Annotated in this window: 17 protein-coding genes; 12 read left to right on the top strand and 5 right to left on the bottom strand. The window is 59.3% G+C overall.

Going from position 1 to position 21,004, the window contains the following annotated elements; translation table 11 throughout:
• Positions 1–2: 2 nt before the first annotated feature.
• From glgB to HBH25_RS12795, 3 genes are read right to left on the bottom strand one after another with little or no spacing between them, the layout of a single operon-like run.
• Complete coding sequence (gene glgB, locus HBH25_RS12805; protein ID WP_168084297.1) at positions 3–2,258, bottom strand: 1,4-alpha-glucan branching protein GlgB; 2,256 nt, start codon at positions 2,256–2,258, stop codon at positions 3–5.
• Complete coding sequence (gene treS / locus HBH25_RS12800) at positions 2,255–5,575, bottom strand: maltose alpha-D-glucosyltransferase (protein ID WP_168084296.1); 3,321 nt, start codon at positions 5,573–5,575, stop codon at positions 2,255–2,257. The genes glgB and treS overlap by 4 nt, the downstream gene beginning before the upstream one ends.
• 13 nt (positions 5,576–5,588) lie before the next feature.
• On the bottom strand, positions 5,589–7,613 hold the full coding sequence (locus HBH25_RS12795) for an alpha-1,4-glucan--maltose-1-phosphate maltosyltransferase (RefSeq protein ID WP_168084295.1): 2,025 nt from the start codon (positions 7,611–7,613) through the stop codon (positions 5,589–5,591).
• Between the two features lie 557 nt (positions 7,614–8,170).
• Between HBH25_RS12795 and HBH25_RS12790 the strand changes: the two genes are divergently transcribed.
• From HBH25_RS12790 to HBH25_RS12785, 3 genes are read left to right on the top strand one after another with little or no spacing between them, the layout of a single operon-like run.
• Positions 8,171–9,250, top strand: coding sequence for an enoyl-CoA hydratase/isomerase family protein (locus tag HBH25_RS12790; protein ID WP_168084294.1), 1,080 nt, complete (start codon positions 8,171–8,173; stop codon positions 9,248–9,250).
• Between the two features lie 54 nt (positions 9,251–9,304).
• A complete protein-coding gene (locus tag HBH25_RS23020) occupies positions 9,305–10,456 on the top strand; it encodes an acyl-CoA dehydrogenase family protein (protein WP_178088949.1) in 1,152 nt (383 codons plus the stop codon).
• Entirely contained in the window at positions 10,453–11,640 is a 1,188-nt protein-coding gene (locus tag HBH25_RS12785) for a tetratricopeptide repeat protein (RefSeq protein WP_178088948.1), read from the top strand. Before HBH25_RS23020 ends, HBH25_RS12785 begins: the two co-directional genes overlap by 4 nt.
• On the opposite strand, the gene HBH25_RS12780 is transcribed toward HBH25_RS12785, so the two are convergent.
• Positions 11,604–12,533, bottom strand: coding sequence for a GNAT family N-acetyltransferase (locus HBH25_RS12780; protein ID WP_168084292.1), 930 nt, complete (start codon positions 12,531–12,533; stop codon positions 11,604–11,606). The genes HBH25_RS12785 and HBH25_RS12780 overlap by 37 nt on opposite strands.
• 172 nt (positions 12,534–12,705) lie before the next feature.
• On the opposite strand from HBH25_RS12780, the gene HBH25_RS12775 reads away from it, so the two are divergent.
• Positions 12,706–12,933, top strand: a complete 228-nt coding sequence (locus HBH25_RS12775; protein WP_168084291.1) for a hypothetical protein — start codon at positions 12,706–12,708, stop codon at positions 12,931–12,933.
• 6 nt (positions 12,934–12,939) lie between these two features.
• Here HBH25_RS12775 and HBH25_RS12770 read toward each other — a convergent pair whose 3' ends face one another.
• Positions 12,940–13,995: a diguanylate cyclase gene (locus HBH25_RS12770; protein WP_168084290.1), complete on the bottom strand. Its 1,056-nt coding sequence runs from the start codon at positions 13,993–13,995 to the stop codon at positions 12,940–12,942.
• 428 nt (positions 13,996–14,423) lie between these two features.
• Between HBH25_RS12770 and HBH25_RS12765 the strand changes: the two genes are divergently transcribed.
• From HBH25_RS12765 to HBH25_RS12730, 8 genes are all read left to right on the top strand, one after another.
• Positions 14,424–15,272: a transporter substrate-binding domain-containing protein gene (locus HBH25_RS12765; RefSeq protein ID WP_168084289.1), complete on the top strand. Its 849-nt coding sequence runs from the start codon at positions 14,424–14,426 to the stop codon at positions 15,270–15,272.
• A gap of 152 nt (positions 15,273–15,424) precedes the next feature.
• On the top strand, positions 15,425–16,147 hold the full coding sequence (locus HBH25_RS12760; protein ID WP_168084288.1) for an ABC transporter permease: 723 nt from the start codon (positions 15,425–15,427) through the stop codon (positions 16,145–16,147).
• A 10-nt stretch (positions 16,148–16,157) separates the two neighbouring features.
• On the top strand, positions 16,158–16,895 hold the full coding sequence (locus HBH25_RS12755; RefSeq protein ID WP_168084287.1) for an ABC transporter permease: 738 nt from the start codon (positions 16,158–16,160) through the stop codon (positions 16,893–16,895).
• 195 nt (positions 16,896–17,090) lie between these two features.
• Complete coding sequence (locus tag HBH25_RS12750) at positions 17,091–18,068, top strand: acyl-CoA dehydrogenase family protein (RefSeq protein ID WP_229631925.1); 978 nt, start codon at positions 17,091–17,093, stop codon at positions 18,066–18,068.
• The gene (locus HBH25_RS12745) at positions 18,065–18,829 is read left to right on the top strand and encodes a PIG-L deacetylase family protein (RefSeq protein ID WP_168084286.1); all 765 of its coding nucleotides are present in this window, start codon (positions 18,065–18,067) and stop codon (positions 18,827–18,829) included. The genes HBH25_RS12750 and HBH25_RS12745 overlap by 4 nt, the downstream gene beginning before the upstream one ends.
• Positions 18,826–19,425 carry a methyltransferase domain-containing protein gene (locus tag HBH25_RS12740; protein ID WP_168084285.1) on the top strand — a complete coding sequence of 200 codons (600 nt, stop codon included), beginning with the start codon at positions 18,826–18,828 and terminating at the stop codon, positions 19,423–19,425. Before HBH25_RS12745 ends, HBH25_RS12740 begins: the two co-directional genes overlap by 4 nt.
• Positions 19,422–20,111, top strand: coding sequence for a glycosyltransferase family 2 protein (locus HBH25_RS12735; RefSeq protein WP_168084284.1), 690 nt, complete (start codon positions 19,422–19,424; stop codon positions 20,109–20,111). The genes HBH25_RS12740 and HBH25_RS12735 overlap by 4 nt, the downstream gene beginning before the upstream one ends.
• Positions 20,112–20,301: 190 nt before the next feature.
• Entirely contained in the window at positions 20,302–20,994 is a 693-nt protein-coding gene (locus tag HBH25_RS12730; RefSeq protein WP_168084283.1) for a polysaccharide lyase family 7 protein, read from the top strand.
• The last annotated feature ends 10 nt before the right edge of the window (positions 20,995–21,004 follow it).

Below are 21,004 nucleotides of genomic sequence, written 5' to 3'. Positions count from 1 at the left end.
GGTTACTCTGCCGCCGACCGCGCCAACTTAGAGGCTTGTGGCTGAAGGATAAGTACGCCCAAAGGCGGGAGCTTCAGGCTTAGGGACTGAGGCTGGCCATGGCTTTCGATATCCTCTGCCATTACCCCACCGCCATTACCTACATTGGAACCGCCATAGGTTTCAGCATCACTGTTGAATGCCTCTTCCCATAAGCCAGCCTCGGGTACACCGATGCGGTAGCCTTCACGCGGCACGGGGGTAAAGTTGGCGACCACTAGCAGCGGCTCCCCTTTTCGGCTCAATCGCAAGTAGGCATATACGCTATTGGCCGTGTCATCGCCAATAACCCATCGGAAGCCTTCTGGCACACAGTCCTGCTCGTGAAGTGCAGGCTCCGCACGGTACAAGCGGTTCAGGTCGCTGACCGCCTGCTGCACACCCCTATGCTCGGAATACTGCGTCAGGTACCAGTCCAACTGATGGTCATGGTTCCACTCGCGGAACTGCCCGAACTCACAGCCCATGAACAACAGCTTCTTGCCAGGATGCGTCCACATAAACGCCAGGTAGGCACGCAGGTTGGCAAATTTCTGCCACCGGTCCCCAGGCATCTTGTCTATCAGCGAATGCTTGCCGTGAACAACTTCATCATGGGAAATCGGCAGTACGAAGCGCTCTGACCACGCGTATACCAACCCAAAGCTCAGTTCGCTATGGTGGTGCTGGCGATGAATCGGATCGTTTTCCATGTAGTGCAGGGTGTCGTGCATCCAACCCATGTTCCACTTGTAGGAGAACCCTAGGCCTCCTTCCTGAGTGGGCGCACTCACACCAGGCCAGGAAGTGGATTCCTCTGCAATGACCATGGCACCAGGCGTTTCACTGGCGACCACATCATTCAAGTGGCGCAGAAAAGCGATGGCTTCGAGGTTCTCACGCCCGCCGAACCGGTTCGGTACCCATTCATCATGCTTGCGCGAGTAATCCCGATAGAGCATCGAGGCGACAGCATCCACCCGCAGGCCGTCGATGTGGTAGTGCTTGAGCCAGTGAAGGGCCGAAGCAATCATGAACCCGTGTACTTCGGTGCGGCCCAGGTTGTAGATCAGCGTGTTCCAATCCTGGTGGAAGCCTTCACGCGGGTCGTCATACTCGTACAGTGCGGTGCCGTCGAAGCGTGCCAAGCCATGTTCATCGGTAGGGAAATGCGCAGGCACCCAGTCCAGGATCACGCCTATATTGGCCTGGTGGCAGGCATCGACGAAGGCAGCCAACTCATCAGGTTCGCCATAGCGTGCCGAAGGGGCAAACTGTGACAGCAACTGGTAACCCCACGAGCCACCAAACGGGTGCTCCATGATGGGCATCAGCTCGATGTGGGTGAACCCCAACTGCTGCACGTAAGGAATCAGGCGCTCGGCCAGCTCCCCCCAGCGGTATTGGCGGCTGACTTCACCGGCTTCATTGGTTTCCACCATCCAGGACCCGGCATGAAGCTCATAGATGGACAGTGGCTTGTCCAGCCCTGCCTGCGATTGGCGGCCGCTCATCCAAGCCTGGTCATTCCATTCATGGCGCAGACGGGTCGCTACACGCGAACCGGTTGCCGGGGGAAGTTCAGTCCACCGTGCCAGAGGGTCAGCCTTGAGTGGCAGTACGCCGTGCTGGCCTAATACTTCATATTTATAGACTTCGCCTTCACCTAGCGCAGGGATGAAAAGCTCCCATACGCCACTGGGATGACGCTGGCGCATAGGGTGACGACGGCCGTCCCAGCCGTTGAAATGGCCGACTACAGAGACGCGACGTGCGTTAGGCGCCCATACCGAAAACCTTACCCCTTCCACGCCGTTTACATTGATAACCTGCGACCCCATGGCATCGCTCAGGTTACGGTGGTTACCTTCAGCAAACAGGTAAAGGTCCATCTCGCCCAGCTGCTGATCAAAGCTGTAGGGGTCGTGGCACACTTGTACACCCGTGGCCCATTGGATCTTCAAGCGATAGCCTTCGTTACCCTGAAGCTGGCCAGCGAAGAACCCTGGCACCGAGGTATGCTCTTCCAGCGATACCCGAGGCGCCTCGTCGTGCTCCCCTACAAGCTCCACACGCATGGCATGGGGCAGGTAGGCGCGTACTACACGGCCGTGGTCGCCCTGCCAGTGGGGGCCCAACACAGCGAAGGGGTCGCGATGCTCCGCGCGTACCAGCGCCTGTATGTCCGCTTCTGGCGGAAATACGCTTAGGCCGTGGCCCTGTCCGTGTTGCGCATTCATGCAGTATCTCCGTTGGTAGCCAGCAGCCCGAACAGGCCGTGCAATGGCACGGCAAGCCAGCTCGGGCGATTCTCGGCTTCATATGCGATTTCGTAAGCAGCCTTTTCCAGGCTGAACAATTGAAGTGCGGCGCGCTCGCCCTCAGCGTGTTTCCAGGCGTGGGCCAGAGAGACACTTGCAGCGCCATAGGCGTGGACAAAGGCCTGGCAGGCTTCGGTGAGGTAGCGGGCGGCAACGCGTTGGCGAGCCTCGGTAGCTTCACTTGAGCTGTCCACAGCCTGTGCGCTACGCACCGCCATGGCAGCAGCGTAGTCAAACGAACGCAACACGCCGCTGACGTCTTTGTAGGGGCTGTACTTGCCACGGCGCTCTTCAAGCGGCCGGGCAGGCTCGCCTTCGAAGTCGATCAGGTAGGCATCCCCCTGTACGACCAATACCTGGCCCAGGTGAAGGTCGCCATGCACACGCATTACCAAGCCGCCGACAGCGCGCTGGGCAAGGCTATCCACTTGCGCAAGCAGCGCATCGCGGCGGCCCAGCAAATCGTCCACTTTAGGTAAGGCGTCATCCGTGAAGCTGTCCTTGTGCTGTTCTAACAGGTACAACGCGCGTTCGACCTGTGCTTTGATGCTTTTGCTCCATGCTGCTGCATCTTTTTCATCACTGGGCCTGGCAGCGAAGTCTGAGTTATCCGTATTACCGGCCAACGCTACGTGCATCTCGCCCAGGCGCTGCCCCAACATGGCCGCAAAGGCTTTGAGTTCTTCCAAAGCGTTGTAATGCTGTGCCTGCTCCGAACGAGTAGCATCCAGTTCGTCTCGTACTGCACGCTCCAAGTTGTTTTGAGTCCACTCCCAGGCGTCGCCCTGATTGTTCAGGTAGCCCTGCGCGATCATGAGCAAGTGCGGTGTACCGGTGTCGTCCTTGCGAACCACCGAGCCCATCAAGGGCGAGATGTTCTGGTAACCGGTAGCGGTAAGGAAGGCGCCCATCTCCAACTCTGGGTGGATGCCCCCACTCACTTTACGAATCATTTTAAGCACGACCCTGCCGTCGATCACTACCGAACTATTGGACTGCTCTGCCGACAAATAGCGAATGGTTGGCTCTTCGGGAAGCGCCAGGGCGTCCATGTGTGCGGTGTGCGTGAAGTGCAGGTCGCCTTCGCCACATGGCAATACAGTATCCGCACTCAAGGCTTTGACCACTGCTCGGATGAAGCTCTCCAGCACGAAAGCGTCGGTTAAAAGCCCGACGCGGTTGTTGCGGCGCAGACGCGACAGGGCCAGTTGTTGAGGCAACGCACTGGAGGCTTGCTCTTCAGGGAGGAACCCGAACGGAAACTGATAACGGCTGACGTTACCTTCGCTGGTGACCTCAATCTCGCTGAACAACACAGGGTTGGGCAAGGCGCTGAAACGTACGCCATAGGCCAGGCGAACACTGTCTATGGCGCTGCCCTTCCCAGCGAACCAGCGGCGTTTCGGCAAGTATTGAACCAAGGTGCTCTGTTCAAGGGTGTGCCGCGCCTGCTCTTCCAGCAGTTCATCCATTCGTTTTTTCAATACCAGGGTTTCAAAATCGGGCATAGGTTGTGCAGCCTCCACGTGCCAGCTGGGCATCTGATTTTCAGGTGCCAGCAGGAACCAGTAAAATGCATAGGGTGGCAAGGTCAGCAGGAACGGCAATTGCCCAATAGGTGGAAATGCGCTGCCACCTAGCATTTCTACGGGCACCATGCCTGCATATTGCGACAGGTCCAGCTCTGCAGCTTGGGCGGCACGTGACACGTTGGCTACGCACAACACCTGTTCAGTCTTCCCGCTGCCATCGGTGTATTCACGCAAGTACGCCAGAATACGGCGGTTGCTAGGGGTAAGCATTTTCAAACTGCCGCGGCCAAAGGCTTGCTGCTGCTTGCGCACGGCCAGCAGCCTGCGGGTGAAATTGAGCAGTGAATGCGGGTCGCTGGCCTGGGTTTCCACGTTCACGGCCTGGTACCCATACAGCGGGTCCTGAATGGGCGGAAGCACCAGGCTGGCAGGGTTGGCGCGCGAGAAACCACCGTTGCGATCTACAGACCACTGCATCGGCGTGCGTACGCCGTCGCGATCGCCCAGGTAGATATTGTCGCCCATGCCGATTTCATCCCCGTAATACAGGGTAGGTGTGCCTGGCATGGACAGAAGCAAGCTGTTCAGCAGTTCGATGCGGCGGCGGTCTCGCTCCAGAAGGGGCGCCAGGCGCCGACGAATACCCAGATTGATACGGGCGCGGCGGTCTGCGGCGTAGTGGTTCCAGAGGTAATCACGCTCACGGTCGGTCACCATCTCTAAGGTGAGTTCATCGTGATTGCGCAGGAAGATTGCCCATTGGCAGTTGGGCGGGATGTCCGGCGTCTGGCGCAGGATATCCGTAATAGGAAAGCGGTCTTCCTGCGCCAATGCCATGTACATGCGCGGCATCAAAGGAAAGTGAAAGGCCATATGGCATTCGTCGCCATGGTCACCCTTGCGATCGCCGAAGTAGAGCTGGGTGTCCTCCGGCCACTGGTTGGCTTCAGCCAACAGCATGCGGTCGGGGTAATTGGCATCGATCTCGGCACGGATGGCCTTGAGCACATTATGGGTTTCGGGCAGGTTTTCGTTATTGGTGCCATCGCGCTCAATAAGGTAGGGAATGGCATCCAGGCGCAGCCCGTCTATACCCATGTCCAGCCAGTAACGCATCACATCGAGTACCGCTTTCATCACCTGCGGGTTGTCGAAATTAAGATCCGGCTGGTGGGAATAAAACCGGTGCCAGAAGTACTGCCCTGCCACGGGGTCCCAGGTCCAGTTGGATTTTTCCGTATCCAGGAAAATGATTCGAGTCTGGTCGTAACGGGTATCGTCATCAGACCATACGTAAAAGTCACGCGCACGGGACCCCTTCTTCGCCTTGCGCGCCCGCTGGAACCAGGGGTGCTGGTCTGAAGTGTGATTGATCACCAGCTCGGTGATGATCCGCAAGCCTCGCCGATGCGCTTCGGCAATAAACCGGCGTACGTCCGCCATGGTGCCGTAGTCGGGGTGCACGGCCTTGTATTCGGAAATGTCGTACCCATCGTCTCGCCGCGGCGATGGGTAGAACGGCAGCAACCAGATAGTATTCACGCCCAATTCGGCAATATAGTCGAGCTTGGCGATCAGGCCAGGAAAGTCCCCTATGCCGTCATTATTAGAGTCGTGAAAGGACTTCACGTGCACCTGGTAGATAACCGCATCCTTGTACCAGAGCGGGTCATTCAGAAACGCTTCGGGTGCTTTCTTGGCCATTTATACGTACCTGTCAGACAGCGATCTTTTCAAGGCGCCAGATGCCAAAGGGCATGTGTGGCTCCAGGCGGGTCCTTTGGGTTTTGCCGTGCCAGGTCCAGCGGTGGCCAGTCATCAGGTCTTCACCATTCACCGTCGCATGGTCGTCAAGCCCAAGCTCCCACAAGGGCAGCTCGAATTGAGCCTCTTGCGTGTTATAGGGGTCGAGGTTGATCGCCACCAGAATGAAGTTCTCGTTGTCGGGGGTGCGCTTGCCGAAATACAGAATGTTGTCGTTGAACGCATTGTAGAACGACGTACCCAAGTGCGTTTGCAACGCTGGGTTCTGACGGCGAATACGGTTGAGCTGGGCAATTTCGGCAATGATGTTGCCTGGCTGGGTGAAATCACGCACACGAATCTCGTACTTTTCCGAGTCCAGGTATTCTTCCTTTCCTGGAATAGGCGCTGCTTCGCAGATCTCGAAGCCCGAATACATTCCCCACAGCCCTGAACCCATGGTGGCCAGCGCGGCGCGAATCAAAAACCCTGGGCGGCCGCTTTCATGCAGGAACGTTGGGTTGATGTCCGGCGTATTTACGAAGAAATTGGGGCGGTAGCACAACGACCATGGTGGCTGGTTGAGTTCCGTGAAGTACTGCTGCAGCTCGGCTTTAGTGTTGCGCCAAGTGAAATAGGTGTAGCTCTGGCTATAACCCACCTTGCCCAGGCGCGCCATCATTGCAGGCTTGGTGAACGCTTCTGCCAGGAACATGACATCTGGGTCGCGGCTGCGAATTTCTTCAATCATCCACTGCCAGAACGGCAGTGGCTTGGTGTGAGGGTTGTCTACCCGGAATATCTTGACCCCTTCCTGCACCCAGCCCCAGATCACTTCGCAGAGTTCCTGCCACAGAGCCGGCACTGCGTCCTTGGCATAAAAGTCGACGTTAACGATGTCCTGGTACTTTTTTGGGGGGTTTTCCGCGTAGCGGATGGTGCCGTCAGGGCGCCACGAGAACCACCCGGGATGCTGCTGCAGCCAGGGGTGATCCTGGGAGCATTGAATAGCAAAGTCCAAGGCGATCTCAAGGCCATGGTCTGCTGCCGCTTTTACCAAGTTGCGGAAATCCTCACGGGTACCCAGTTGCGGGTGAATCGCCTCATGGCCGCCGTCAGGGCTGCCGATGGCGTAAGGGCTACCCACATCATCTGGGCCGGCGTCCAACGAGTTGTTACGGCCTTTACGGTGCGCACGGCCAATAGGGTGTATGGGCGTGAAGTACAGCACATCGAAGCCCATGTCGCGCACCATGGGCAGGCGGCTGTGGACGTCATTGAACGTGCCATGGCGGGTAGGGTCGTTCGTGATGGAGCGTGGGAACAGTTCATACCAGCTGGCGAACTCTGCGAGCTTGCGCTCCACCTCCACAGGGTATTCAGGGCTGCGACTCAGGAAAGGCTGGCTGTCGGCCTCGCTCATGGCGTGTGCAGTAGCCGGCTCCAGCATAAGGCCCACGCGCTGGTCCAAGTCCAGTTGACCAAAGCGGTCATGCACTGCCTGCAAACGGTTGCGTACTTCACCCTCGCTGCGGGAAATGGCCTCGGCCACATGAAGGCGGCCCTCTTCGAGTTCCAGTTCCACGTTTACGCCCGCACCGTACTTTTTTTCCAGCTCATAGCGGTAAGTGGCGAAGTCGTCACGCCAGGCTTCGATCATAAAACTGTGTCGCGCCACTTCATCAAAACTGAGCTGAGCTTGCCAACTGTCATTGCCCATGTCTTTCATCGGCGTGCCATGCCACTGGTCGCTGCCTAGCTTATGCCAGCGCAGCCGCACAGCCAGCTTATCGTGCCCATCGGTAAATACTTTGGCGTCTACGGTATGCACACGGCCTGGCAGGGACTTGACCGGCCAGGCACCCCCGTCTAGTACCGGGCTCACATCTTCGATGGCGATACGCGGTATGGCCACGGCCTGTGAAACACTCAAACGGTGCTCTGCAGGTTCGCCATGGGGGGCCCCTTGGCCGGTTTCAAAGGTTTGTTCCACCGTCATCGCGTGTTTGCTCCATTTAACTTGTGGGCGTCTTTTGTACTGATGACCATTGCCGAAGCGGCCGGCCGTGACCTTTGAATTCGGAGAGCTACCCTCGGTTGAAAGTTCAAGCGCTGTTCATCCCTCATCTGCCTTAGGGTGGCCAACCCTTATAGGCTAAGCTGAGAGCTGGATACGTACGACCCAATGAAGAGGCGCTCAAAATGTCCCTGCCCTTGCCTGAACCGCTGGATATACCAGACCCTAATATCGATGAGCCGCCGCTTCCTTCAGGCGAACCTGTAGGCGACCCTGATACGCCTGCGGGAAGCCCGCCCATGGGCGATCCGCCGTCAAAGGTTCCCCTTGAGCAGGCTTGAGCCCTGACACCGTGGCAGGGGCTGAACGAAAGGAATAGGATCCGGTCTGAAACAGGTGGCTAGCCCGGGCGCAAAAACGCAGGCCTGTGCTGCACGGATGCCCGTTGAAGCGCGCTGGGGTGCCTGTCAGGATGCCCCCATCCCAGCACTCAGTATCTCGGCGGGCTTGCCCCCAAACAACAAGCAGGGACTTTGCGAATGTCTGCACAGGCTGTTTACGCTCAAGGCCAGGAGGCCATTACGGGTAGCCCATCGGTTTTAAGCGAGGTGCGCAACCACGTTGGCTACCTCACGTTAAACCGCCCTTCAGGCGTCAACGCGCTCACACTGGACATGGTACGCGTACTTAGCAGGCGCCTGGCCGAGTGGGCCGAGGATCCGAATGTCCATGTGGTAGTGCTGCGTGGTGCAGGAGAAAAAGGCTTCTGTGCAGGTGGCGATGTGCGTGCCTTGTGCGAGAGCTATCAGCGGCACGATACGTTGCACGAGGCCTTCTTCGTCGAGGAGTATCAGCTGGATCTAGCCTTGCACCAATATCGCAAGCCAGTGGTAGCCTTGATGGACGGTTTCACCCTGGGCGGCGGAATGGGCCTGGCCCAAGCGGCAGAGCTTCGGATCGTCACTGAACGCAGCCGCCTGGGCATGCCGGAAACGGCTATAGGCTTCTTTCCGGACGTAGGCGCCAGCTATTTCCTGTCTCGGCTGCCAGGCGCCATTGGGTTGTATCTCGGTATCACTGGAGCACGCATACAGGCCGCCGATGCGCTGTACTGCGGGCTAGCAGACTTTTTTGTGGAGCACGACCGGCTGGAGCAATTTGAACAAAGGCTGGACCAGGTGCAATGGTCTGCCATGCCCCTCAGAGATGTGCAAAACATTCTGGCCAAGCTGGGGCTGCAGGTGCTGCCGAATCCCTCATTGGACCGTCTGCGCCCGGCCATCGATCACTTCTTCAACCAGCCTGAGGTGCCCAGCATCATTGAGCAACTCCAGCAGGTCAATGTGGCGGATAGCCGAGAATGGGCACTGCGCACGGCCGATGAAATGGCACAGCGGTCCCCACTGGCTATGGCAGTGACTCGAGAAATGCTGGTTTTCGGGCGGCAACTGAGCCTGGAAAGCTGCTTTGCCATGGAGCTTCACCTGGCAGCGCAATGGTTCGAGCGCGGTGACCTGCTTGAGGGCGTTCGCGCCCTGCTGATCGACAAGGATAAACGGCCAAGCTGGAAGCCTGCGCCGGGGCAACGACAACTACAAGAATTATTCGAAGGCCTCTGATTTCTGCCTCACCCTGCCGGGTGACAGGGACGGCCGGCCGATCAGGGAGTTCGCATGCAAGACCTAGAGTTGAGTGAAGAGCAGATCATGTTCCGCGACATGGCGCGGCAGTTTGCGCAGGGCCAAGTGGCGCCTAACGCCCAGGCCTGGGAAAAAGCGGGATGGATCGATGATCAGGTCGTAGCCCACATGGGCGAGCTGGGCCTGCTGGGGATGGTGGTACCCGAACAGTGGGGAGGCAGCTACCTGGACTACGTCGCCTATGCCCTGGCTGTAGAAGAAATTTCTGCAGGAGACGCTGCCCTTGGCGCGCTGATGAGCGTTCACAACTCCGTAGGCTGTGGCCCGTTGCTGGCGTTCGGCACTCAAGCCCAGCAGGACATGTGGCTACCTCGCCTGGCCAGCGGCAAAGCCATCGGCTGTTTTTGCCTGACCGAGCCTCATGCGGGCTCTGAAGCCCATAACTTGCGCACGCGCGCTACCCGCCAGGGCGACAGTTGGGTGCTCAACGGCGCCAAGCAGTTTGTCACCAATGGCCGACGCGCTGAACTGGCTATCGTTTTTGCGGTGACCGACCCGGCTGCGGGCAAAAAAGGGCTGTCGGCCTTCCTGGTGCCTACCCAGACGCCGGGGTTCATTGTCGACCGTACCGAGCACAAGCTGGGCATCAAAGCTTCAGATACGTGCGCCATCACTCTCAGCGACTGCCAGGTACCAGCAGCCAACCTGCTGGGTGAGGAAGGCAAAGGTTTGAACATCGCCCTCTCCAACCTCGAAGGCGGGCGCATTGGTATTGCGGCGCAAGCCATAGGCGTGGCCCGTGCGGCCTTGGACGCGGCGCTGTCTTATGGTCGCGACCGGGTGCAATTCGGGGCCGCCATCACGGCCCATCAAAGCGTCGCCAACCTGCTGGCAGATATGCATACCCGCCTCAATGCCGCACGCCTGCTTACGCTTCACGCGGCCCGCCTGCGCACCGCAGGCCGCCCCTGCCTGTCTGAGGCCTCGCAGGCCAAACTGTTTGCATCGGAAATGGCCGAATGGGTGTGCTCGAAGGCCATTCAGATTCACGGGGGCTATGGCTACCTGGAAGACTACCCGGTCGAAAAATATTACCGCGACGCGCGTATTACCCAAATCTACGAAGGTACGAGCGAAATCCAGCGCATGGTCATTGCCAGGGAACTGGTCAGGAACGGCCTTTGAGATACCCCGCCTCCCCACCGGGTGCCGTGCTTTGGCTAACCGGGCTACCAGGCGCCGGTAAAACGGCCTTGGCACAAGCCGTCGCGGGGCGTTTGGGCGAGGCAGGCTATACCTGTTATCACTTGGAGAGCGATCGTTTGCACTATGGCCTGAATGTGGGCCAGGCTGCAGCATTGCTGGCCGACGCCGGGCTACTGTGCATCGTGTCACGAGGTTCATGCGATCAGGCCGACCGGGTGAGCCGGGAACGAGTGCGCCAGGCCGTTCGACACTTCCACGAGATCCACGTGGCAGTCGCCCCTGCAGCCCGTGAGCCGCACAATGGTGCCGGTATGCACTTGGCCGACTTGGGTACACCTAGTGCCTACCACCTGCCGTTTCCCCCAGACCTTTGCTTGGAGGCCCATCACGAAAGCCTAGAAGCCAGCGTTGAGCGGCTGTATCGATACGTTATCGATGCAATCCCACTGGGTCGCCCGCCGGGGGCGCCGCTGGAACTGCGTCATGACCAAGCGCTTCACCTGTACCGCAATGGTCAAGTGGCCGAAGCGCTCCATGCCATGGCCCGCCTGATCGAGGACGCCCCCAACGCCCCGCGGGCACACTGCGCCCTGGCCGAAATGCTTAGAGAGCAGGGCCAACCCCGCCAAGCCGTGGCCTATGGTGAACGGGCTGTGACCCTGTCACCGGCGATGGCCTCAGCCCATAGCAACCTGGGGTTGGCCTGGTTTGACCTTAATAACCTGGATCGCGCCGAAGCCTGCCACAAGACCGCGCTGCGCCTTCAGCCCTCCAGGGCTGCTTCGCTGAACGGCCTGGCCAGCGTTGCCCATGCCCGAGGGCAGTTGGACATTGCCATCGAAGGGTACCGCAAGGCGTTGCTGGTGCGCCCCGACTATCCTGAAGCGCTGTGCAACCTGGGTACAGCGCTGATGGACGCGCATCGCCTGGATGACGCTGTTCACGTGCTTGAGCAGGCCATGGAATTGGCGCCCAACTCAGCCGACACACTGTGCGCGCTTGGGCTAGCCCGCTTGCAACAGTCGCGAGCTGCACAGGCCCGGCGCCTGTTCGAACAGGCACTACAACTCAGCCCTGACCACACCAAGGCGGCTGCTGGCCTGGCTCGGAGCATGGCTAAGCCTGATCAGCGCCAGTCATCGAACACCCAGTTCTGGGGATGATCATAGTCACCGGTTCCACGGTGCAAGGTAATACCCAGAATACGTATCGAAAAGCCTGCGTTCAGGAGTTGCTGGTACGCCTGGCGCCTCCCCGTATTTACGCCTAGCATGAGCGATCGCTGGCCCTGTGCCATAGCCAGGTTATCGCAGGCTGCCAACAGGCGGCCCATACGGGCCGGCGCCTCCTCTCCCCCGCGCACTGCTGCAAACTTCACATAGCACACGCCTTCACCGGCTTCACTGCGGGGCCCAAAGTGGCAGGCTGCGAACGCCTCCAGCTCACCGGTCACAGTGCGCAACAGCAGGTTTGCACCCAGTTTCAACCCTTCTACCGCCTGCAGCTCGCCCGTTACGTCCAAGCCTTTGGCGATGCCCTGGGTCAACGCCGCACAGTCCGCAAAGTCAGCAGGGCTGAGGGCCGTCACCGTGGGCAGGGGTGCCCCTAACGTTCCCGCTGCTTCACGCTCCATCACTGCCGTCAGCGCCTGAGGCCAGAAGCCAAACCCTTGATACAGCCCCAAATGGCGAGGGCTGTCCGGGAACGTAAACAAGCCGGCATGGCTGACCTGCCAGGTGTCCAATTGCCTGTCGACGGCAGCCATCAGTGCCTTGGCGAGCTTGCGGTCCCAGTATTTGGGCAGTACAGCCACAGGGCCAACCACCGCATGGTCGCCCCATCGGGCTACCCCGGCGACACCGGCGATTACGCCTTCCTGTTCGATCTTGAACCACGCGGTATGCGGCGCGCGCCATCGGCCTTCTACATAGTCCCGGTCATTCCAGAACTCGCCTGGGGAAGCAATGCCCATAAACGCAGCAAAGGCCTCGCGTACCACGTCGCGCGCAGCGGGCAAATCGGCTTCAAGCAACGGCTGTACGTGCCTATCCGGCATGGGAACCTCAGGAATGATGAAAACCGGAACCTTACCTGGGTCTGTGACAGGAAGAAACGCTTGGCAGACCGCGCAACTCCACTACACGCTGCGTTAAGAGAAATCCTGACTACCGGACCGAACCTTTTTCCTTGCTGCGGTTCTACCTTACTCATCATCAGGGAGGTGGCACATGGCCGCAGTCCAATTGAGCATCGCCACGTTCGACATCGCCATGGATGCGATCACTGCTTGGGAGACCCATTGGTCTCTGCGTGACGACCGCCTTACCTGCCGCCACTGTGGCTCTAGCCAAGGCCGCTGGCAAAGCCGCCAACCCTTCCAGCACCGCCGTAGCTGTGACAGCGCGCCCTTTGCAGAGCCCATGCCGTGGGTGGCCATTCCTGGTTGGAAAGGTTAAGCCAGGCTAGGCAATTGGTAACTCCTGTAACCATAACTGGTTTTTCCCGCTGTGCTTGGCCTTGTACAAGGCCTGGTCCGAAGCACGTATCCAGTCCTGCGCTGAGGCGTACTTAGGCGAATAGGGCACAAGGCCAATGCTGAGCGTAGCCTGAGCCCCCGGTGGTGCGCCGTCGGTCCACTCGTTGAAACGCACCCGGATCTCATTGAGCTGGTCATAGGCCTGGCTGACGGTGACATCGAACAGCAGCACGCAGAATTCATCGCCGCCATAACGTCCAGGCAGCGCACCAGGCCCAAACCCTTCGCGCAACAGGCATGCCAAGCGCGCGATGATCGCATCGCCTACCAAGTGGCCATGGGTGTCATTGATGGATTTGAAGTCGTCGATGTCTAAAAGCGCCAGAATCGCCATGCGCTGATGCGTGCGGCACTCCTGAAACGTCTTGCGTAAATGCTCCATCCACGCCGTGTGGTTCAACAAGCTGGTCATACCGTCCAGGGTGCTGATGATCTTGAAGGCTTTCTTGTGCACGGCCAGTTGCACGGCCAGCCGGTAGCTGGCTCCCCCTACCGCCAGGGGGTACACCAGCAGCATGGGCAGGCAGGCTAGCATTTGCACGCGGGTAGTGTCCGGCACGATTTCAAACCTAGTAAGGGTTAACGCGCCAATTGCGCCCGCTGCCTGCAGGGCCAGGGTTCGGCGCAGCAAGGCCCACCCGCCTGCGGCGATGGCATTCATGGCGACCATAGCCAGCAACAATACCGAAGGTAGAAGGTTGAGCGCCATCTGGCCTACCCACAGGCCGGCAAACAAAGCATCGATCAGTAAGTTACGGCGCTCCGAGATGAAGGAGTCGGCACTGCGCCGCGAAATCCGGTACGCCAGGGTCGGCCATACCACCCCGTTAAACAGCATCAGTGCCCAGATCAGAGGATGGGCGCCTCCTCGGGTGGCCGCCACGGTGCTCACAAACACCAGGCTGAGGGCGCAGCCCAAGGCACGTGGGCCATAGATTCGACGGGCAAAACCACGGCCCAATTCACGACGGCTGCTTCGCATTACCTGACCTTTCCCTTTCGCCAGATGATTAGCCGCGGCGCTTATACCCGCTGGCAGGCAAGCCCGGATGCTTGCGGGGTGCGATCATGTCACCTTGATATCGACGCCACAATATTCCTGGATCACATTTCGTCGGCCGCAGCCCGCGATTTGCCGGGTACCCAGCGGTCAGCAGGGCCCTTAACCCTAATGCTGTGCACGACGGTAACAATGTAGCGATGCCTGTGTCGAAACGGTGCGCTTCATATGCCGTCAGGTTTTTCTGAAAGACTCTTGGTGGTTGCTAGGTTTGAAACAACGAGGCTTTGTGGCTTGAGCCCTGAAGTTGGACCCAACCTTGCCTTAAGGTTGTACACACAAGCACAGGCATTACACGTAACTGCGCCGTGAACTGTCGCTCTACCGCCCTACTACACAGGATATGGACCATGGGACACCACTATAAACACTGGGCTGCAACGTTGCTGCTAGGCACTTTGCTAAGCACCACCGCGGCCTATGCCAAAGATTGGAGCAGCGTCAATATTGCCACCGAGGGCAGTTATGAACCCTGGAACCTCACGTTGCCAGGCGGAAAAATTGGAGGCTTCGAACCCGAGCTCATGGACGTGCTATGCCAGCGCATGAAGCTGCAATGCACGGTCAAGGTCCAGAATTGGGACGGCATGATCGCTAGCCTCAATGCAGGCAAGTTCGATGTGCTGATGGACGCTATCGTGATCACTGACGAACGCAAGCAGGTCATGGCCTTCTCGGTACCCTATGCACGTACGCCGGCCAGCTTTGCGGCCATGGACCCCAAACTATTACCAGGGGCGACCGGCCAGACGCATACCCTTACGCTGAACAATGACCCAGCACAGATCAAACCCGCTGTGGAAGCACTGCGCAAGGCCTTGGATGGCAAAACCATTGGCATTGCTTCAGGCACCGTGTACACGCCGTTTATCGATGAATATTTCAAGGATGTTGCCACAGTACGCGAGTACAACACCTCGGCCGATGCGATCCTGGACCTGAGCGCAGGCCGCATTGACGCGGTGTTCGATGATGTGACGTTCCTCAACGCAACCATGGCTAAACCTGACAGCCAGGGCCTGGTGTATACCGGCCCCGAGATTGCTGGGCCCATCTGGGGCGAAGGTGAAGCGCTGGGCTTCCGTCAGGCGGATGCCGACCTCAAGGCTCGGTTCGATGCAGCCCTCAAGGAGGCCATTGCCGACGGCACTGTCAAGCGCTTGAGCGAGAAGTGGTTCAAGGTCGATCTCACGCCTTAATACCTGTTACTCGTCAACTGAACAACCGTGATGTACCTGCGCTTGCGGCTCCCCTGGGGGCTGACGCAAGCCGCCTACCGAATGTGAAGCTTGCGGCTTATAACTTGCCGCTCGCCGTTTGGGGCGGGAAGCCAAAGAAGAAGGAAACCTGTATGCCGCTTGTAGAACTGCTGGGGTTCACTGACCACGGCTGGGGCTTCACCCTGCTCCAGGCGGCGGGTATGACGCTTGTGCTCACCGCTGCAGCGCTGCTGGTGGGCGCAGTGGTAGGCGGGGTCGTCGCCACAGCAAAACTGTCTTCCCTGCGAAGCCTGCGTTGGTTGGGCGAGCTGTATTCACTGCTGTTTCGTGGCATTCCGGAGCTACTGGTGATTTACCTGTTCTACTTCGGGGGCGCCAGCGTGGTATCGGCCGTGGCGCATTGGTTTGGTGCAAGTGGCTATATCGATGTGCCGCCCTTTGCCGTAGGTGCGCTGGCAGTAGGGCTGATTTCCGGGTCCTACCAGGCGGAGGTGTACCGCGGGGCCTACCTGGCCGTACCCAAAGGCGAACTGGAAGCCGCAGCCGCCATTGGCATGTCCCCCGCCCTGCGCCTGCGCCGGGTACTGATTCCACAAATCCTGCGCATCGCCTTGCCTGGGCTGGGCAACGTCTGGCAGATGAGCCTGAAGGACTCGGCACTTATTTCAGTGATTGGGCTAGTGGAGTTGATGCGGGCCAGTCAGGTAGCGGCAGGGTCCACACGGCACTATTTCACGTTCTACATTGTGGGTGGGTTGGGCTACCTGGTGCTTACCTGGTTGAGCGGGCGGGTGTTTGCCGTTGCTGAAGCTCGTGTGCGGCGTACCCGCCGTGCCAACCCATTGCATGGTTGAAGGCCAGAGCATGATCGATTTCAACTTCCTTGCCACAACGTTCCTCAAGCTGTCAGCCGCCATACCCACCACGCTGGGGCTGTTCTTTGCCTCGCTTGCGCTTGGGTTATGCCTGTCGCTAATCGTGGTGGCACTACGGGTAAGCCGTTACCCCTGGCTCAGCTATCCGGCGCGCGGTTATATCGCGCTGTTTCGCGGCACACCCTTGCTAGTGCAGATGTTTCTTATCTATTACGGCCTGGGCCAGTTTCCCGCGGTACGGGAAAGCGTTGCCTGGGTCGTGCTGCGCTCGCCCTATGCGTGCGCCGTCCTGTCGCTGGCCCTGTGCACGGCCGGTTACACCGCCGAAATCATTCGCGGCGGCTTGCTCAGCGTGCCACAGGGGCAGGTGGAAGCAGGCCTCGCCAGCGGCTTCTCCCGCTGGCAATTGTTGCGCCGGATCATCGGCCCCATCACCTTACGCCAGGCACTGCCGGCCTACTCCACCGAAGCCGTGCTGCTGGTGAAATCTACCGCACTGGCGAGCCTGGTCACGGTGTGGGATGTGACCGGGGTAGCGCAGCAGATCATTCAGCGTACTTATCGCACCCTGGAAGTATTTGCCTGCGCGGCACTCATTTACCTGGTGCTCAATTTCCTGGTGGTACGTGTGGTGTCCTGGCTGGAGCATCGCCTGGCCATACCGGCACGCCCCCTGAACAGCCCTGCCCCTACCCCACCTGCTCACCCGCTTTCTACGGATGCCTGATGCTGCCTGACGCTGCCGGACGATGGCAGCATTCGGGTGGCAGGTAAGCAGATAGCCCTTAAACGCCGAGGTGAACGGGCCTACGGCATCAAACGCCTGGCCTTGTACCTTGTGCGCCTTGGCCGATGAAATACCCTGAACCCGCTGCGCTTGTGCAACTCTTATACAAGACGCCGGGACAGGGATACATGTTTTATGACTACAGTAGCCGCCTCTGGCGACATGGATATTCACCAGCAGCTTCGCAGCCTGATTGAAGCGGGCAAGGACAGGTTGCCCCTGCCTGGTGCGGGCCACACCCTTACACGCTGGCAGGCCTTGGCTGAGGTAGCTTCGTGGGACCTGTCCTTGGTGAAGCTCTTCGAAGGCCATACCGATGCCTTGGCCATTCTTGCCGAGCTTGCACCGGCTTATGAACCCGGTAATGCCTTATGGGGTGTCTGGGCTGCCGAGCTGCCTGATGCCAGAGTGGTTGCCGAACCTTTGGATAGCGGCAAACTGCGCCTGAACGGCATCAAAGGATGGTGCTCCGGGGCGGCGTGTGTGGACCGTGCACTGATTACAGTCACCACGGCCCAAGGGGCACCTTTTCTCGCTGCAGTAACCCTTAGCCAACCCACAGTCACCCTTCAGGAAGGCCATTGGGCTGCAGTCGGCATGGCCGCGACCCAGAGTTTCAATGTCTGCTTTGACGGCACATTGGCAGACGTCGTGTGCGCCGGCGACGGCTACTGGGCACGCCCAGGGTTCTGGCAAGGCGGCGCAGGTATTGCCGCCTGCTGGTATGGTGCAGCGGCCCGGCTGGCCAAGTACCTGCGCCTCTCAACCAAAGACGACCCGCATACCTTAGCCCATTTGGGCGCTGTGGATAGCGGTTTGAAAGGCGCCGCCACCAGCTTGCGCGAGTGTGCACGCTGGATCGATGACCATCCTGCCGCCGACGCCTCCCTGCCAGTGCGCCGTGTACGGGCCCAGGTGGAAGCAGCCGTTGAGAGCATAGTGCGCCATGTAGGTCGGGCATTGGGCGCTACGCCGTACTGCCGTGACCGCCACTTTGCACGCCTGGTTGCCGACCTGCCTGTTTTTGTACGGCAGAGCCATGCCGAACGGGACCTTGCCGCACTGGGTGCGTTGGTCCGTGAGCAGGCTCAGGCAGGAGACTGGCGCTTATGAGTGAGCCTGAAAACCTTATCCAGGCTACTGGAACGTCCTATGAAGCCTGGCTTGGCTCACAGCGGCTAGCAGCAGTGCCTGCTATCAGCCTGCACACGCTGGCACCGCCCGGGCAGCGGGTGGTTATCGTCGCGCCGCACCCGGATGACGAAGTCATTGCCTGCGGTGGCCTGCTGGCGGCCCTGGCAGATCGCCCCCAAGACTTGGTACTGATTTCGATAACCGATGGTGAGGGCAGCCACCCTGACTCGCCCGAGTGGCCGCCAGAACGCCTTCGCCAAGTGCGAGAAGACGAAAGCACACAGGCCTTGCGGGCACTGGGGTTGGCGCCAGACAGTTTGACCTGGCACCGCCTTCATGCCCCCGATAGCCGTGTGGGCCAGGATGAAACAGGCCTTATCGCCCGCCTGCGTGCGCTATTTCGCCCTGGCGACCGGGTATTTACCACGTGGCGCCTGGATGGCCACTGCGACCATGAAGCGGTCGCCCGTGCTTGCCTTAGCGCTGCTGCCGACGCTGGCGCCCAGGTGCTGGAGATTCCCGTATGGGCCTGGCACTGGGCAGCGCCTGAAGACGATCGCTTACCCTGGGACCGCGCTCATCGGCTCCTGCTTACACCACAATGGCTGGAGCGCAAGCGCGCAGCCCTGCAGGCCCATCAGAGCCAGCTGCACCCGGACCCTACCACCGGTGCTGCGCCCGTACTTAGTGAAGAAGCGCTGCACCGCTGGCTGCAACCCTTTGAAGTGGTGTTCCTATGACAGACCCTGAAAACTATTTCGATAGCTTGTACCGCCACAGCGGCGACCCTTGGGATTATCGGCAGCGGTGGTATGAGAAGCGAAAACGGGAGCTTACCCTGGCCTGCCTCCCCCGCCAGCGATACACCCGCGGCTTCGAGCCGGCCTGCTCGAACGGAGAACTCAGTGCAAGCTTGGCGCAACGGTGCGAAACACTGCTGTGTACCGACTTCAATGCCAAAGCAGTGGACTTGGCTAAAGAGCGTCTCTCAGCATTCCCAGGTGTCGAGGTGCAGCAATGTGCCTTGCCCCATGAATGGCCACTGGGCGAATTCGACCTGATCGTATTCAGCGAAGTAGGTTATTACCTGTCACCCGAAGCTTTGGCAGAGGTGGCTGCTCAGGCGAACCGTAGCTTGTCCAGGGGAGGCACGCTATTGGCCTGCCATTGGCTACACCCTATCGAAGGGTGCGCGATGAACGGTCATGACGTGCATCGGGTATTAGCGCAGCGGCTGGAACTTGAACCCCTGCTCCGCCATCTTGAGAAAGACTTCATTCTGGAACTCTGGGGCCACCAGCCGGCTGGCTTCGATTTAAGCGAGGTGGTTGCATGATCGGCGTTCTGGTTCCTGTTCACAACGAAGAGCAACTACTGGGCGCCTGCCTAAGCACGGTGCTCAAAGCCGCACGGCACCCCGGGCTTGAAGGCGAGAAGGTGGAAATATTGGCCGTGCTGGATGCTTGTAGTGACGGCTCCGAGGCTATTGCAACGGCATTAGGTGTGCATACGCTGAGCGTGAACAGCCGCAATGTGGGCCATGCCAGGGGCATCGGCGCCAGCTACCTGCTTGGCCGCGGTGCCCGCTGGCTGGCCTGCACGGACGCTGACAGCCTGGTTGGTGAGGATTGGCTATACAAGCAATTGGCATTCAAGGCCGAACTGGTGTGTGGCACAGTACACGTAGAGGATTGGAGTGGGCATTCACAGGACGTTCAAGCCCTGTACACAGCCACCTACCAAGACCGTGACGGCCACCGCCATATTCATGGTGCCAATTTGGGTATCTGTGCCAATGCGTATCGACGCGTCGGCGGTTTTCGCCCGTTGACCGCCCACGAAGATGTCCACTTGGTAGAGGACCTGGAGCGCAGTGGCGCTCGTATCGTGTGGACTCACCTTAACCGCGTAGTTACCAGCTCGCGTTTCGACTGCCGGGCTCAAGGGGGGTTTAGCGATTACCTCAAGAGCCTGGCCGAAGGCATACAGGCTGGCACCCTTGTACAACCCGGTTCGGCCTGAACCGGCGTAACCTAGCCCCCCAGGCGTGCAACGCAAAACAGATAGCGTCGCGGGCCAACGGGGTGGTGAAAAACCTTCTGGCAGCTCATCCTACCTGTCAGATTGCTAGCTAGACGGCCCTCCTGCAACACCACAGTCTTGAGCAACGAGCCGAAATGCCGGCCTTGTTGGACTGTGACAGGAGGCGGCCATGCCTAGAATCGACCTTACCCGATATGACCTCACTACGCCGGAAGTCCACCCTGACCCGGACAGAGATACGGCCTGGACGCTACCGGGCCATGAATGGGAAAAAGTGCGTGCGTTTGTTGAGTGTGGTGAAAATGAAATGTTGCTGCGCGCGCCTACCACAGGTGCCACCACTGAGAGCGTAAAGCGCACCCGCTGCGAACTCAAGGGCAAGCCCTTTTCACTGCACAGTAAGCGGCGCTTCTGCGCTCGCATTACCGCCCAGGTGACCAAAGTGAATTGGAAGGGGTCGTTCGTGCTGATCCAGGCACACTGCCACGATGGAAACGACCCAACCTTCAAAGGGTTTATCGAGACCACGGATAAGAAAACTGCTGTGTTCAAGGGTGGCTTGCGTACAGGAGACTCCACAGCCTCTCCGCCCAAGACCATGATTCACGACAACCTACTGCTCAGCGAGCCCTTCACAGCCACCATCGTGCTAGGCCCTGCAAGCGCCATTGCTGTGACCATGAGCCAGGGTGACTCGAGTAAAACCCTCACAGGGAAACTGAGTAATACCAGAGCGCACCGCGCGCATGTGTTCCACATGGGTATCTATAATCAAGTGGACAAGGGTGCTGCTGAAGAGCCCGAAGACGACGGTACTCACCTGAAGGTGCTTGAGCTGCAAGAGTGGGTGGAAGAATTGTGATGGGACGTTG

The sequence above is a fragment of the Pseudomonas quercus genome, from assembly GCF_012033695.1.
Taxonomy (GTDB): Bacteria; Pseudomonadota; Gammaproteobacteria; order Pseudomonadales; family Pseudomonadaceae; genus Aquipseudomonas; species Aquipseudomonas quercus.
Note: the sequence above shows the minus strand (reverse complement) of the source record. Positions and strands in the feature narration are given on the sequence as shown.